At 36.5% G+C, this 15062-nt stretch carries 12 protein-coding genes and 2 rRNA genes; 3 read left to right on the top strand and 11 right to left on the bottom strand.

Features of this window, described 5'->3' with window-relative positions:
• Positions 1-68 precede the first annotated feature (68 nt).
• The 9 genes from AC6H33_RS02225 to bioD all read right to left on the bottom strand — a co-directional run bounded on the left by AC6H33_RS02225 (position 69) and on the right by bioD (position 8454).
• Entirely contained in the window at positions 69-1148 is a 1080-nt protein-coding gene (locus AC6H33_RS02225; protein ID WP_497605346.1) for an LptF/LptG family permease, read from the bottom strand.
• A 25-nt stretch (positions 1149-1173) separates the two neighbouring features.
• Positions 1174-1731, bottom strand: coding sequence for an aminoacyl-tRNA hydrolase (pth, locus tag AC6H33_RS02220; protein WP_497605972.1), 558 nt, complete (start codon positions 1729-1731; stop codon positions 1174-1176).
• Positions 1731-2267 (bottom strand): 50S ribosomal protein L25/general stress protein Ctc, encoded by a 537-nt coding sequence (locus AC6H33_RS02215; protein ID WP_497605345.1) that lies wholly within the window; start codon positions 2265-2267, stop codon positions 1731-1733. The genes pth and AC6H33_RS02215 overlap by 1 nt, the downstream gene beginning before the upstream one ends.
• Before the next feature lie 66 nt (positions 2268-2333).
• On the bottom strand, positions 2334-3530 hold the full coding sequence (locus AC6H33_RS02210; RefSeq protein ID WP_497605344.1) for a type IV pilus twitching motility protein PilT: 1197 nt from the start codon (positions 3528-3530) through the stop codon (positions 2334-2336).
• Positions 3527-4507: a transaldolase gene (locus AC6H33_RS02205; RefSeq protein ID WP_497605343.1), complete on the bottom strand. Its 981-nt coding sequence runs from the start codon at positions 4505-4507 to the stop codon at positions 3527-3529. Before AC6H33_RS02205 ends, AC6H33_RS02210 begins: the two co-directional genes overlap by 4 nt.
• Before the next feature lie 55 nt (positions 4508-4562).
• Entirely contained in the window at positions 4563-5966 is a 1404-nt protein-coding gene (locus AC6H33_RS02200; protein ID WP_497605342.1) for a sensor histidine kinase, read from the bottom strand.
• Positions 5967-5980: 14 nt separating this feature from the next.
• On the bottom strand, positions 5981-6919 hold the full coding sequence (locus AC6H33_RS02195; protein WP_497605341.1) for an aminodeoxychorismate synthase component I: 939 nt from the start codon (positions 6917-6919) through the stop codon (positions 5981-5983).
• Entirely contained in the window at positions 6909-7784 is an 876-nt protein-coding gene (locus tag AC6H33_RS02190; RefSeq protein ID WP_497605340.1) for an aspartate carbamoyltransferase catalytic subunit, read from the bottom strand. Before AC6H33_RS02190 ends, AC6H33_RS02195 begins: the two co-directional genes overlap by 11 nt.
• A gap of 22 nt (positions 7785-7806) precedes the next feature.
• Complete coding sequence (bioD, locus tag AC6H33_RS02185; RefSeq protein WP_497605339.1) at positions 7807-8454, bottom strand: dethiobiotin synthase; 648 nt, start codon at positions 8452-8454, stop codon at positions 7807-7809.
• A 60-nt stretch (positions 8455-8514) separates the two neighbouring features.
• Between bioD and clpS the strand changes: the two genes are divergently transcribed.
• Genes clpS through aat form a run of 3 tightly spaced genes read left to right on the top strand, consistent with a single transcriptional unit; the run spans position 8515 to position 11698 of the window.
• Positions 8515-8814 carry an ATP-dependent Clp protease adapter ClpS gene (gene clpS, locus AC6H33_RS02180; protein ID WP_497605338.1) on the top strand — a complete coding sequence of 100 codons (300 nt, stop codon included), beginning with the start codon at positions 8515-8517 and terminating at the stop codon, positions 8812-8814.
• Entirely contained in the window at positions 8814-10991 is a 2178-nt protein-coding gene (clpA, locus tag AC6H33_RS02175; RefSeq protein WP_497605337.1) for an ATP-dependent Clp protease ATP-binding subunit ClpA, read from the top strand. Before clpS ends, clpA begins: the two co-directional genes overlap by 1 nt.
• Complete coding sequence (aat, locus tag AC6H33_RS02170; protein WP_497605336.1) at positions 10988-11698, top strand: leucyl/phenylalanyl-tRNA--protein transferase; 711 nt, start codon at positions 10988-10990, stop codon at positions 11696-11698. Before clpA ends, aat begins: the two co-directional genes overlap by 4 nt.
• Positions 11699-11815: 117 nt before the next feature.
• Here aat and rrf read toward each other — a convergent pair.
• Together rrf and AC6H33_RS02160 are read right to left on the bottom strand one after the other, a co-directional pair.
• Positions 11816-11931 (bottom strand): 5S ribosomal RNA (gene rrf, locus AC6H33_RS02165).
• Positions 11932-12111: 180 nt separating this feature from the next.
• A 23S ribosomal RNA gene (locus AC6H33_RS02160) occupies positions 12112-14999 on the bottom strand.
• Positions 15000-15062 lie beyond the last annotated feature (63 nt).

The following is a 15062-nucleotide window of genomic DNA, read 5'->3' as shown; positions in this document are numbered from 1 at the left end:
GGATTCTATCTAAAAAGTACTTATATTTTTGTTATGAAAAAGTATGAGGAGTAAAAAATTATGCGACTTTAGTTGCTAACTCTGGATGTACGATATTTTATCCACTGTCTTATTGCAAACAATAAAAGCAAGAAATTTGGCAAAATTATTCCAAGTTCACTTGGTATCGTTTTATGGTTTGATAACTCTACTAATGAAAATAAAAATGCCCAAATCATCAAAGAAGAGATAATTGCCACAAAACTAAATAGAGAAACATTTAAAAATCTAACACTAATTGGAACAAAAAAGAATATGATAACAACTAAAGAGGGAACAAAAAATGGATATACAAATATCTTATAAAGAGCACTCTTTACTGTATTTGTATTGATATTTTGATCACGTAAGAGCAAATAAGCGTCAATTGCATCTTTGATTGAAAAATTAACTTTGCCCTCATAAACTTGATCAAGCATTTTTGGGCGAAACCCTTGAAGAATCTCTAAGTTTTGCTTCTCTCTTACTTTTATCCCCAAAGAGTCAAAGCTAATGTTGTCTGGCTTTGTAATAATATCAGCCTTGTTGATAAGCCATGCATCATTTCTATAACTAGCTTTTTTGGCTACTAAAACCTCTTTTAAAGAGTTATCTACAAAGCTAAATACACGTATATTCTCTGCGCTCTCTTGAAGAGGCAATAATCTTGAAAAATATACAAATTTATCTTTATATGTAAAAAAAAGGTCTCTTGTTGGGCTTAAGTATTGTGCATTTTTACGGATATTTTTTGCAAACTCATCCGCTCTTGCAAAATTTGAAATTGAATGAAGAGAGATAAAAAGAGTAATTACAACAGTAGAAACAACTACAAAAGGTTTTAATATATCTATTCTAGAATATCCAAGAGAGTAGAACGAGACTAGTGCATTTGATCGGATTAAAAAAATCTTTGTGCTTATCATTGCAAATATAAGCGAAAGAGGAAGAAGCATATCGATGGCATAAAATGTTTTATAAACAATATAAATAAGAAGTAAATTGGCAGAAATATCAAGTTTTTCAGAGCTTCCCATATAGTCAAAACCGACTAAAAAAAGTACTAAAGCCAATAATATAACAATAAAGTATCTAATGTAATGAAAAGAGATATATTTAAAAGCCAGCATTTAGGTCCAATAGAGAAGTTTAGTGCTATTTTAGCGGAATTTTTTTAATTGTATATTTAGTGCTAACATCTTCAAGAGAGTTACTTAAGAGACACTCGAGTGCATCAGAAGCAGAAGCAATAAACTCCGCTAAATGTTCTTGCTCATCTTTAGTAAAATTACTTAAAACATAAGAAGCTACTTCACCTTTATGCTCTGGTTTGCCTATACCCATTCGTACTCTTATATACTCTTTTGAAATATGTTCATCTGTTGATTTAAGTCCATTGTGTCCACCATGTCCACCGCCTTTTTTAAAGCGAAGTGCGCCAAATGGAAGGTCTAAATCATCATGTATTACAACAACTTCATCAATTTTATAAAACTTCTTTACAGCGCCAATCGCTAAGCCTGACAAGTTCATAAAAGTAAGTGGTTTTAATAAAAAATGATTTGAAAACTTAAAAAGGATAGAGTCAAATGATGAAGATAGTTTTTGAGCATTTTTTCGTTTGACTAGCTCATTTATAACCATAAAGCCTATATTATGGCGGGTATGCTCATAGTTCGGGCCAGGGTTACCCAGACCGACTATTAACATAATTATTTCGCTTTGATTACGCTTAGTACAGATACACGATCAGAATCTGTGAACGTCACATTAGCTATTTTTGCAATGTCACGTACCATTTTTGCGTCACCTACATCCATTTTAGCAACATCTACAATGATAGCGTTTGGAGTATTTTCAATAGTAGCTTTTACTCTTAAACGAGGTTTTGAAATATGCACAAGACCTTTATTTTTAAGACCAATTGCATCACCAACTGTAACAACAGGTACATTATAGTGTGTCACAACATTTGGTTGTGCTACCATTAAATCTACGTGTAATAGCTTACCCGTAACTGGGTGTGCCTCATAAGATTGAACAACAACATTCATCTCTTTTGATGCTACTTTGATAGGAAATGCCAGAGTCTCTTTATTACGAACAGTACGGATATACTCATTCTCTTTGAATGCAGCATGTAGGTTTTCTAACCCTTTTCCATAAATGTTTGCAATTAGATATCCATCGCGGCGAAGCGCTTTCGTGCCTATTTTGCCAATACTCTCTCTAATTATGCCTTCTAACATATTAAATCCTTAATAAAAAATGTCCGCAATTATATCTCTTTAAGCTTTAATTGCAGTTAAACAGGTCTATTTTAAATTAAAGATATCATCTTCGTCAAAACCGTTCTTATCAACACTTTCAGCTTTGTGTATACTCTCTGAAGCCTTGCCACTGTTTAAGCCACTCATTTTTAGCTCTAAATCGGATGCGCTTGTAGCGTAATCTTTTGCTTTTTGTTTTGTGATAATTCCGTTATTGTATATATCCAAGATATGTTGGTCAAAACTTTGTGATTTGTAGTGTTCTCTACCTTTTTCGATTGTTTCGCGAATTTCATAATCTCTATTTTCTAAAATTAACTTCTCAACCATAGGAGTCTTTACAAGTATCTCCATAGCCGCTACACGTTTATCATCTTTTGTTGGAATCAGTCTTTGAGATATAACACCCTTTAATACTCCAGCAAGAGAGAGCCTAACACGATTTTGCTCTTCATTTGGAAAAATAGCAATTATACGATTTATAGTCTCTTTTGCATCAACCGTATGCAGTGTTGAAAAAACCAAATGCCCTGTATCTGCCGCATGCAGTGCCAACTCTATCGTCTCTCTATCTCTCATCTCTCCAACTAATATAATATCTGGGTCTTCACGAAGAGCAGCTCTAAGCGCTCTATCAAATGAGAGTGTATCTTGCCCAACTGAGCGTTGATTTATGATACATCCTCTATCTTTATGAACAAATTCAATTGGATCTTCTATCGTTATGATGTGTTTTTTATCACACATATTTATCTCATGAATCATTGCTGCTAGAGTTGTTGATTTTCCACTTCCTGTTGTTCCAGTTACTAGTATCAATCCGCGTGACTCTTTTGTAAATGTTCTTATCATCTCAGGATATTTCATCTCATCAATTGTTGGAATTTTCATAGGAATTACACGAAAAACAAAAGATGGTCCGTCAGTTTGAAAAAAAATGTTTACACGAAAGCGGTTGCGTTCATCAAATTGATAAACTAAATCCACCTCTTTATGCTCTATCAACTCTGAGAATCTTCCTCTAAGTATCTCTTTTGCCAAAGTCATTCCATCTTCATAAGAGAAGATGCTTCCAGAAAAAGGGATTATCGCCCCATTTATTCTAGCTCTTATTGCCCCGTTTGACTTTACATGTAAGTCGCTTCCACCATTTTCAATAAGTTTTTTAAGATACCCTCTAATTTTTTTTATCTGTTCAAACGTTAAAAGACTTATATCTATTTCATTGTTATGTTTAATCATAATGACTCCAATATATCTTTAAATGCATCTTTAAAAGATTGTAATCCATCTTCTATCTGCTTGTCTAAAATCATATCAAAATCGATACCTAAAAATTTTATCGCTTCGAAATGTTCTCTTATTTTCTCTTGTGAAATTGGAAGCGAAGCTGTTTTAGATCCATTTGCATCATACGCTTTTATAGTATCTACTGGCGCTGTATTTACGCTGTTATACGCTAAAAGTCCCTCAATGTAGTAGTGAGGAGGCAGTGAATCATCTTTTACTCCTGTACTTGCAAAAAGAACTCGGCATCTATCAACTCTCATGCTCTCAACAGCTTCATATATACTTGCACTGTTATATATGCCACTTAGAGCTTTTTTGATTTTAGCTTTTTCAAGCATATCATCTAAAGCTCTGTCGATTCTGCTTACAAACACGCTTATTACTGTATCAACGGTTGCTCCAAACTCTTTTGTTCCATCTCTAAAAGCTTTTGCACATAAAATAGCTTGTTCTTTCTTAAAGATAAGCGTTGCATTTACTGGTATGCCTTTTGATGTAAGAGTTTGCATCGCAATATATCCAGCCTTAGTCGCTGGAATTTTTATCATCACGTTTGCTCTGCCTATGCTTTTATAGAGTCTCTCTCCCTCTTTTATCGTTGCATCAGCGTCATCACAAAGAAAAGGGTCTACTTCTATACTTACATAACCATCATCGCCTACATCATAAAGAGGTTTTAATATATCTGCTGCTTTTTGTATATCATAGATAGCAACTGCTTCATATTTTTCTTTTGGGCTAAGCGACTTAAGAGTAAGAAGTTGCTCTTTATAAGCATTTGAACTAAGTATCGCATTTTTAAATATTGCAGGATTTGAAGTAGCTCCATTGATTATTTTTTTATCTATTAACTCTTTAAACTCATTATCTAAATAGTCTCTTTCTATAAAATCCGCCCACAGCGAGAACTTTAAATCTTTTAAATACATATGCAAACCTTTCTTATTTCGGTAAATTATATCTCAAAATTTCTCAATTTTTTTATCAGTTACTGTTTTTTTTGATTTTGATAATAAACGTCGAGCCAAGAGTTGATGTTCTAACTTCTATCTCCCCTCCAAACTGCTTTTCAATAATCATTTTACTCATATAAAGCCCTAGCCCTGTTCCGTTTTTGCCCTTAGTGCTGTAGTATGGCGTAAAAAGATGTAGTAGATGCTCATCACTTATACCTCCAGCATTATCCGTTATAGAGATAAAAACATACTCATCATCATCATCATCAGTCACATCCATAACAATTGTAGGATTACTTGGCTTTACTTCATTGTGAGCATCTATTGCGTTATTTAAAATATTAAGAATAACCTGAATAAGTTCATTGATATAAATTTTAAGAACTATATCTTTATCTCTTTTTATTGATATTTTTATTTTACTGTCTTGCAGTCTTGATTGCGCAAAATTAAGTGCCCTTTGAAATAGCTCATGAATCTCAATACTGACCATCTCTTTATTTGGACGAAAATATGTTTGAAAATCATCAACAGTATCAGAGAGATAAATTATCGTATTGCTGATATTGGTTAATGCTTCATCAACATCCCTACATCTTCTCTCTTTCTCAAGCATATGTTTTAGCTGTAAATTTGCAATTTGAAGCGTTATTGTAGAGAGTGGTTGCCTCCACTGATGTGCTATCATACTTATCATCTCGCCCATAACAGCTTGTTTTGACTGCATCTCTAGTATCTGGTCTTTTTTTCTAAGTTCTTCTAGCTTTTGCTCAACTTTAATTTCCAGTGATTCATTTAGCTTTATTAGCTGTGTTGTTTTATCTTTTACTTGTCTCTCAAGTTCTGAATTAAAGTTTTTAAGCATATTTTGTTGCTCAAGTATCGTAACCTTTGCTTCATCTATCTTCTTCTTATAAAAATAGATAATGATGCTAATTATTATTAAAACAAAAGAGAGATACGAGATTTGAAATATTGAATACTGTATTTCTATAAATGCCTGAAATGGCGCGATTATAAGCATAAGAAGAATAAACAATAGCCAATATAGGGCCTTCAATGTCTTTTGAAAATATAGAAGTATGATAGGATATGTAAATATCCAAAGATGTTTTAAATCATGAGGATCACTCACATAAATAAGAAACAAAAATAAAAATGTATATTGAATAGTAATTATAATAGCAAAAAATTCAAAAAAATTACGGTATTTTCTAAGGGCAAAAAACATTATAAAATTCATACATAAGATTACTAACTCTAAAGGTATTAATATATGAAGACCACGTAGATAGTTTCCTATGATTCCATAAACCAATCCTGCTGTTGAGAGCAAAATACCGATGTTTATCATCTGGTATCTGTTTTTTAATTCATGCTCATACTCATCAAACACCCATCCGCTTGTAAAAAATCCATCGATTTTAAACATTTACAGCTCCTTTTTTATGGCAAATAAACTTTGTCTAGCAATTCAGCGTACTCGCTCTTTGCATTACTATCAAGCGTAATTCCGCCACCACTTTTATAGATATAGCCATCTTTGGTTTTTTGCACAAAACGAATCATAACAGCGCTATTAAGCGCCTCTCCATCATATACTCCAAAAACACCGCTAAAATAACCTCTCTCATACCCTTCAACTAGCTGGATTATCTCAAGAGTGCTCTTCTTTGGTGCTCCGCTTATGCTTCCCGCTGGAAGAAGTGATTTTAAAATATCCCCTATTTTGCTATGCCAATCATCCCCAACATTACCGCTTATATGTGAGCTTACATGTAGAAGTTTTTTCTCTCCAGCTTCTATCTTTGTTATATATCTAAACTTTTCAACTTTTACATTTTTGGCAACCATAGAGAGGTCGTTTCTAAGCAAATCAACAACCATAACATGCTCCGCCATCTCTTTTTTATCTTCTAAAATTATCTCTTTTGCATTTAAGATTGAAGCGTCAATTGTGCCTTTCATAGGAAATGTTGAGATTTTAGAGTCTTGTATAGAGATAAATTTTTCAGGAGAAAAGCAGACAAACTCATCTTTGTATCTTAATTTATAGGGAGCATTTGCTGAACTATATATCTCTTGTAGTGTTAATGGTGTTTTTATATATGTAGGCTGGGTGAGGTTTAAAAGATATGTCTCTCCATCTTTTATCTTCTCTATTACAAAATCAAACTTCTCTTTGTATGTCTCAAAAGATACACCATCTTTTTGTAAAAAATCTTCGTGAACTTTTAGTTTATACTCTTCATTTATCTCAAACTCTACATCGTTTTGTTTAAGTTTATCTAGAGGCAAAAGAGCTATATTTTGAGCTTTAAAATCAACTATAAATAGAAAAGGTTCTCTTTTAGCCCCAAGAGAGTTTATATCCTCAAACGTCATAAATTAATTTTTTTAGTACTGCCATTCTTATTGCAACACCATTTGCTACCTGCTCTAAAACCTTACATCTTTTATCCGCTAAGAGCGCGTCACAAATATCTATATTTCTATGAACAGGACCTGGATGAAGAATGATTATATCTCTATCGCCAACAACTTCACTTGTTATACAAAAATCACTCGCATAATCTTTTAGTGAAGCATAAGTTTGGGAAGAGTGTCTCTCTGTTTGTGTTCTAAGGCTCATGATAGCATCTACTTCATCAATAATATCTTCTAAATAGTGTGTTGTTCTCAAATCACTCTGAGGCAAAAACTGAGGCGGGGCAACTAAAATAACCTCCATTTTAAATCTGCTAAGAAGCTCTATGTTTGAGTTTGCAACTCTTGAGTTTTTAATATCACCCACAATTGCTATCTTTTTTCCCTCAAGGTTTTTAAAATGTTTTTTTAGTGTAAAAAGGTCTAGGAGGGCTTGTGTTGGGTGTGCATGAGCGCCATCTCCTGCATTTATGATTGAGGCTTTTGTATGGTTTGAGAGAATTTTTGGAACACCTGAGTTTTGATGTCTGACAATAATGGCATGAGGACCCATCGCATCAAGATTCATAGCTGTATCTACAAGTGTTTCTCCCTTCTTAGTGGAGCTGTTTGCAACATCAAGATGGACTATCTCAGCTCCAAGTCTTTTTGCTGCTATCTCAAAAGAGCTTCTTGTTCTTGTTGAGTTTTCAAAAAAAAGCGTTATTATAATTTTATCTCTTAGAATTCTATCAAATCTACCATCACTAAAAAGTTCTGCATCTGCTAAAATAGATTCTATCTCTTGGGTTGTAAAATCATCTGTACGGATTAAATGTTTCATACTGCTCTTTTTTTAAAATAATTTATAAATTATACAAGACATCACATATTTTTTCAATATCTCTACCGACTTTAAGCACCTTAAAATCTGATTTCAAAAAATAGGGCTCTGAAATTTTGCCAAAATTATTATCCTCATCTTTACAGTTAAAAGCAACTACATGTGGTATCTCTTTTGCCTCCAACGCCCCTTTACTAAGTAGTGTGTCATTTATACAACCAAGTGAGCAGTGCGTAACCAATAGCGCTACGGCATCAAGTTTTTCAATCAAATCTATCATCATATACTCTTCATCAATTGGAACATAAAGCCCGCCAGCACCCTCAATGATTACAATATCACAAAAAGCTTCTAGCTCTTGTATCTTTTTTTGAACTATTTTTATATCCAGAGGTGTATTATTTGACGCAACAAATGGAGCAGCTGCCATCTCATAAGTGATAGGAGCAATATCATCAACTTCTAGGTGCCATAACTTTGGATTTAACTCTTTTACAAGTTCTAAAAGCTCCTCAGCGTCACCTGCATACCCATTGACAACACCGCTCTCTATAGGCTTTAGAACTCCAACTTTCATACCACGTGATGCAAACTCTCTTAGCAGTAACTTAGTTGTATATGTCTTACCAATATCTGTATTTGTAGCGGTAACAAAAATTCGCTTTGTCATAGTTATCCCAATTTCGTTATAATTTATAAATTCTAAAATATAAACTATTATAGGAAAAATATGGCAACAAATATCGATTTAGAAACTAAAGAGAAGATAAAGATAAAGTACCCAAAAAAGTACAAAGTGCTTCTTTTAAATGATGACTATACATCTATGGAGTTTGTTATAGATATTTTAATAACTATATTTCATAAAAATTATGAACAGGCTCATCAAATAATGCTTGAGATACATGAGAAAACAAAAGGAATCTGCGGAATATATACTTATGAAATTGCAGAGACAAAGGTTATGCAGGTACACAAAAAAGCCAGAGATAATGGCTTTCCACTAAGAGCAACAATGGAGGAGGAGTAATGATTAGCTACTCACTTAATGAAGTTTTTCAAAAAGCAATTCGTTATGCAAAAGGATTGCGCCATGAATATATAACGATAGAACATCTCTTTTATCAGCTCTTAAATTCTTCCGAGGGAGCAAAGATCATCTTTACATGTGGCGGTGATGTTGAAGAGATGAGAGAGGTTATAAAAAAATACATAGACACAAATAGCCAAACTCTTCCAGCAAGTATAAGCGAAGAGCCTTTTGAGAGTGTTGCACTATCAAGACTAATTGACAATATGATAAAACATATACAAAGTTCAAATCAACAAAGTGCTGATATAGCAGATTTATTAGTTGCCATTTATGATGAAGTAAACTCTTTTGCCTATATTCTTTTAACTGAGTGCAAAATATCAAGACTTGATATTTTAGAAGCTATCTCAACTCTTGATGAGAAAGAGACGATTATAGAAAGTGAATCATACTTGCAAAAATATGCGATTAATCTTCTTAAAAAAGCAAAAGATGGCAAAATAGACCCTGTCATTGGGAGAGATGATGAGATACAAAGAGTAACTCAGATTCTTTGTCGCAGAAAGAAAAACAATCCAATTTTAGTTGGAGAAGCTGGTGTTGGTAAAACTGCCATTGCAGAGGGTTTAGCCCTTAATATTGTTGCAAAAAAAGTACCTCTTATCATACAAAACTCTCAACTTTTTGCACTAGACTTAGGGGCTATGTTAGCTGGGACAAAATATAGAGGCGATTTTGAAAAACGTTTAAAAGGAATTATGGATGAGTTAAAAGGCATTCCTAATGCAATTTTATTTATAGATGAAATTCACACACTCATAGGGGCTGGTTCAACGAGCGGCTCTATGGATGCAGCAAATCAGTTAAAACCTGCTCTTGCTTCTGGAGAGTTAAAATGCATGGGTGCAACAACATTTGCAGAGTATCGAAATGGTTTTGAAAAAGACAAAGCACTTAGTAGAAGATTCTCTAAAATCGATATAAATGAACCCTCACTTGAGACAAGCTACAAAATTTTAAAAGGGTTAAAGAGTAAATATGAAGCTCATCACAATGTTACATATACAGACAATGCCCTAAAATCAGCAGTTGAATTATCAAAAAGATACATAACAGATAAATTTCTACCAGACAAAGCGATAGACCTTATAGATGAGTGTGCAGCATCATTTCATCTGAAAAAAGTAAAACGAAGAGTAGTCTCATCAACTGATATCCAAAACACTCTCTCTAAGATAGTTGGCATCTCAAACCAAAAAGTTTCCAAAGATGAGACACTTTCTCTTATAAATCTACAAGAGAGTTTAAAACAAAGAGTCATAGGACAAGATAAGGCTGTTGAGGAGGTAACAAAAGCTATTAAAATCTCAAAAGCAGGATTAACGCCTGAGGGCAAACCAATAGCATCATTTCTTTTCTCAGGTCCAACAGGAGTTGGTAAAACAGAATTAGCACTAAGTCTAAGTGAAATTCTTGGCGTAAATTTTGAGAGATTTGATATGAGTGAATATATGGAAAAACACGCTCTGAGCCGCCTTATAGGAGCACCTCCAGGATATGTTGGGTATGAACAGGGTGGACTTTTAACAGAGGCTATAAAGAAGCATCCATACAGTGTCTTACTACTAGATGAGATAGAAAAAGCGCATCCAGACTTAGTAAATATACTGCTTCAAATCATGGATAATGCCACTCTAACTGACAATAATGGATACAAAGCAAACTTTCAAAATGTTATATTAATAATGACATCAAATATTGGCGCAACAGCTAGAAGCGTTATGGGATTTAACAAAGACTCTTCTTTGGCAAAAAATGAGGAGTTAAAACTCTTTTTCACGCCAGAATTTAGAAATAGATTAAGTGCGATAGTAGAGTTTAATCAATTAAATATAGAGATAGTAAAAAACATTGTGAAGAAATTTATAGCCGAGTTAAATGCAGAACTCAAAAAAAAGAAAATAGCTATAACATTATCACCAAAAGCTATTGATTTCATCGCTAGTGAGTCTTACTCACCTGAGATGGGTGCTAGACCGATAAAAAGATATATCCAAAACAATATTACAGAGCAGCTAAGCGATGAAATTCTTTTTGGAAAACTTAAAAATGGTGGAACCGTAAATGTCTCATTTAACAAAAAAATTATCTTAAAGTTTAAAGAGTTAGATTGATTCCAAAACTTCTAAAATATGAGTTAACTTTCCCTCATCCAAATGACGCTAACGAAGATGGAATCGTTGCATGGGGAGGTGATTTAAACCCATCAAGGCTTATTCGTGCCTACCAAAATGGCATATTCCCGTGGTATAGCAAAAATGACCCCATAATTTGGTGGTCACCAAATCCTAGACTTATTATGGAACTTGATGATTTTAAACTAAGTCGCTCTCTTAGAAAAAGTATGAAAAAATTTGAATATAGATTTGATACTAATTTTATAAACGTTATGAAAAATTGCCAAAATATAAAAAGAGTTAAACAAGATGGAACGTGGATACAAGATGAAATCATAGAAGCTTATAGTGTGCTTCATGATATGGGCATAGCTCATAGCGTTGAGAGCTATCTTGATGGAGAACTTGTTGGTGGACTATATGGAGTTGCAGTTGGTGGTCTCTTTTGCGGAGAATCAATGTTTGCCCTCGTAAATGATGCTTCAAAAAGTGCTTATGCAGTTTTAATAAATCATCTAAAAACATGGGGATATGATTTTATAGATGCCCAAGTACCAACTGAGCATCTAAAAAGTTTAGGTGCCAAAGAGGTAAGCAGAGATTATTTTTTAGAGAGACTTCACAAAGTAAATATGAATATAATTAATCACAAATGGGAATTACTACATGTAAGTAATTTAATAGAGTTAGAATTAACAAAGTGATTTAGCGAAATGTATTAAATGATTAAAGCAGTAAATGATTAAAGTTTATAAAAGAGTTAGAGTAGAATTAAAAAGTGAATTTGATTGAAATTAAGAAGTTGAAGTTAGAAATGATCAACTAGGCAGCGACCTACGTTTCCAATCCTGCAAGGATCAGTATTATCAGCGATGAGAGGCTTAGCTTCTGGGTTCGGAATGGGACCAGGCGTTTCCCTCTCTCTATAGCCACCTAGACAATCACATTTAAATACACTGTTTTGTGTACTTAAAAGTGATTGTTCTTGAGTTAGAGTGAGTTTTATGCAATTAATGCATAAAGTATCATTGTTAAAGTCAACACAACTAAATAACTACATCAGGTACCTATACACTAAGTAAGGTAGTGAACGAATTGTGTTCTATTTAAAGAACTTTAAAAAAAGACAAACGTACTATTAGTACTGGTCAGCTAAACAGATTACTCTGCGTACACATCCAGCCTATCAAGCTTGTAGTCTTCAAGCGTACTTCAGGGAACGTTCATCTTGGAGTTGGCTTCCCGCTTAGATGCTTTCAGCGGTTATCTCATCCATGCGTAGCTACCCAGCGATGCTCTTGGCAGAACAACTGGTGCACCAGTGGCATGTCCAACCCGGTCCTCTCGTACTAGGGTCAGCTCTCCTCAACGTTCCTACGCCCACGGAAGATAGGGACCGAACTGTCTCACGACGTTCTGAACCCAGCTCGCGTACCGCTTTAAATGGCGAACAGCCATACCCTTGGGACCTGCTTCAGCCCCAGGATGCGATGAGCCGACATCGAGGTGCCAAACCTCCCCGTCGATGTGAGCTCTTGGGGGAGATCAGCCTGTTATCCCCGGCGTACCTTTTATCCTTTGAGCGATGGCCCTTCCACACAGAACCACCGGATCACTATGACCGTCTTTCGACTCTGTTTGAGTTGTATCTCTTACAGTCAGTCCGGCTTGTGCCATTATACTCTACGAGGGATTTCCAACCCCTCTGAGCCGAACTTTGTAAGCCTCCGTTACTTTTTAGGAGGCGACCGCCCCAGTCAAACTACCCACCAGACATTGTCCTCGCACGAGATAATCGTACGGAGTTAGCTATCAGAATATTCAGGGGTGGTATCTCAAGGATGCCTCCGATACAACTAGCGTCATATCATCAATGGCTCCCACCTATCCTGCACATGAATATCCCAATAGCAATGTCAAGCTATAGTAAAGGTGCACGGGGTCTTTCCGTCTTTCCGCGGGTAGGAGGAATTTTCACCTCCACTACAATTTCACTGGATCCCTGGTTGAGACAGCTCCCATCTCGTTACGCCATTCATGCAGGTCGGTATTTAACCGACAAGGAATTTCGCTACCTTAGGACCGTTATAGTTACGGCCGCCGTTTACTTGTGCTTCATTTCAATGCTTCGCAGAGCTAACAAATCCATTTAACATTCAAGCACCGGGCAGGCGTCACACCCTATACATCCTCTTACGAGTTAGCAGAGTGCTGTGTTTTTGGTAAACAGTCGGGAGGGACACTTTGCTGCGACCCGTCAATGCTTTATGGAGCAAGTCCATTAACAAATAGGGCACACCTTATACCGAAGATACGGTGCTAGTTTGCAGAGTTCCTTAACCAGGGTTCATCCACGCGCCTTAGAATACTCATCTCACCCACCTGTGTCGGTTTACGGTACGGGCAACTGTTGTTCTCGTTTAGAGGCTTTTCTCGGCACGACAGTATCATTGATTCAAAGCGCTCTCCGAAGAGATTGCTCTGCCTGTAAGATCTCGGTCTAATGTAAGGCGGATTTGCCTACCTTACAACCTACGTCCTTCGACCCACTATTCCATCAGTGAGCTCAATTAACTCTATGCGTCCCCCCATCACTCAAGCGAACAACAGTCGGTATCGGAATATTAACCGATTTGCCATCGTCTACCCCTCTCGGACTCGACTTAGGTCCCGACTAACCCTACGATGACGAGCATCGCGTAGGAAACCTTGGGTTTACGGCGAAGGGAATTCTCATCCCTTTTATCGCTACTCATGCCTGCATGCTCACTTCCAGCCGCTCCACCACTCCTTGCCGGTATGGCTTCTACGCTGACTGGAACGCTCTCCTACCACGTGAATAAATTCACATCTAGAGCTTCGGTGCTTGTCTTAGCCCCGTTATATTTTCGGCGCAGAATCGCTAGACCAGTGAGCTGTTACGCTTTCTTTAAAAGATGGCTGCTTCTAAGCCAACCTCCTGGTTGTCACAGCAACTCCACATCCTTTTCCACTTAGACAAGACTTTGGGACCTTAGCTGCTAGTCTGGGTTGTTCCCCTCTTGACGACGGATTTTATCACCCACCGCCTGACTCCCGAGGTTACACATGAAGTATTCGGAGTTTGATAGGGTTTGGTACCGCGGTAAGCAGCCCTAGCCCTGTCAGTGCTCTACCCCTTCATGCTACTGCTCGAGGCTATACCTAAATATATTTCGGAGAGAACCAGCTATCACTGAGTTTGATTGGCCTTTCACCCCTATCCACAAGTCATCCCGAGACTTTTCAACGTCAATGGGTTCGGTCCTCCACTGGCTCTTACACCAGCTTCAACCTGCTCATGGATAGATCACTCAGTTTCGGGTCTGCAGCATCTGACTAATTCGCCCTATTAAGACTCGCTTTCGCTACGGCTTCGCGTTCGCTTAACCTTGCCAGATACCACAACTCGCAGGCTCATTATGCAAAAGGCAGTCCGTCACACTTATAAATAATAGTGCTCCGAATGATTGTAAGCCATAGGTTTCAGGTTCTATTTCACTCTGCTCACCGCAGTTCTTTTCACCTTTCCCTCACGGTACTTGTTCGCTATCGGTCTAGTAGTAGTATTTAGGGTTGGAGGGTGGTCCCCCCATATTCAGTCAAGATAACACGTGTCCCGACCTACTCGTTCCTTAGTCTAGTACCATATAAATGTTTTCGCCTACAGGAGTATCACCCTCTATGCTCACTCTTTCCAAAGTGTTCGGCTAACAAATATATTATCACTAAGTGCCCTAATCCCGTTTCGCTCGCCGCTACTATGGGAATCTCGTTTGATTTCTTTTCCTTCAGGTACTGAGATGTTTCACTTCCCTGAGTTCGCTCCCCGTAGGGTAACATGATTCGCACCATGCTGGGTTGCCCCATTCAGAAATCCCCGGATCAAAGCTTCTTGGCAGCTCCCCGAGGCTTATCGCAGCCTAGTACGTCTTTCATCGCCTCTACTAGCCAAGGCATCCACCTATGGCCCTTAATATCTTTTTTTCTAATTTGCGTTCACTACCTTACTTAATGTAGGGCAGTATCCTGTTTAATTGTAGTTATTTA

The organism is Sulfurimonas limnophila (assembly GCF_059705345.1).
Note: the sequence above shows the minus strand (reverse complement) of the source record. Positions and strands in the feature narration are given on the sequence as shown.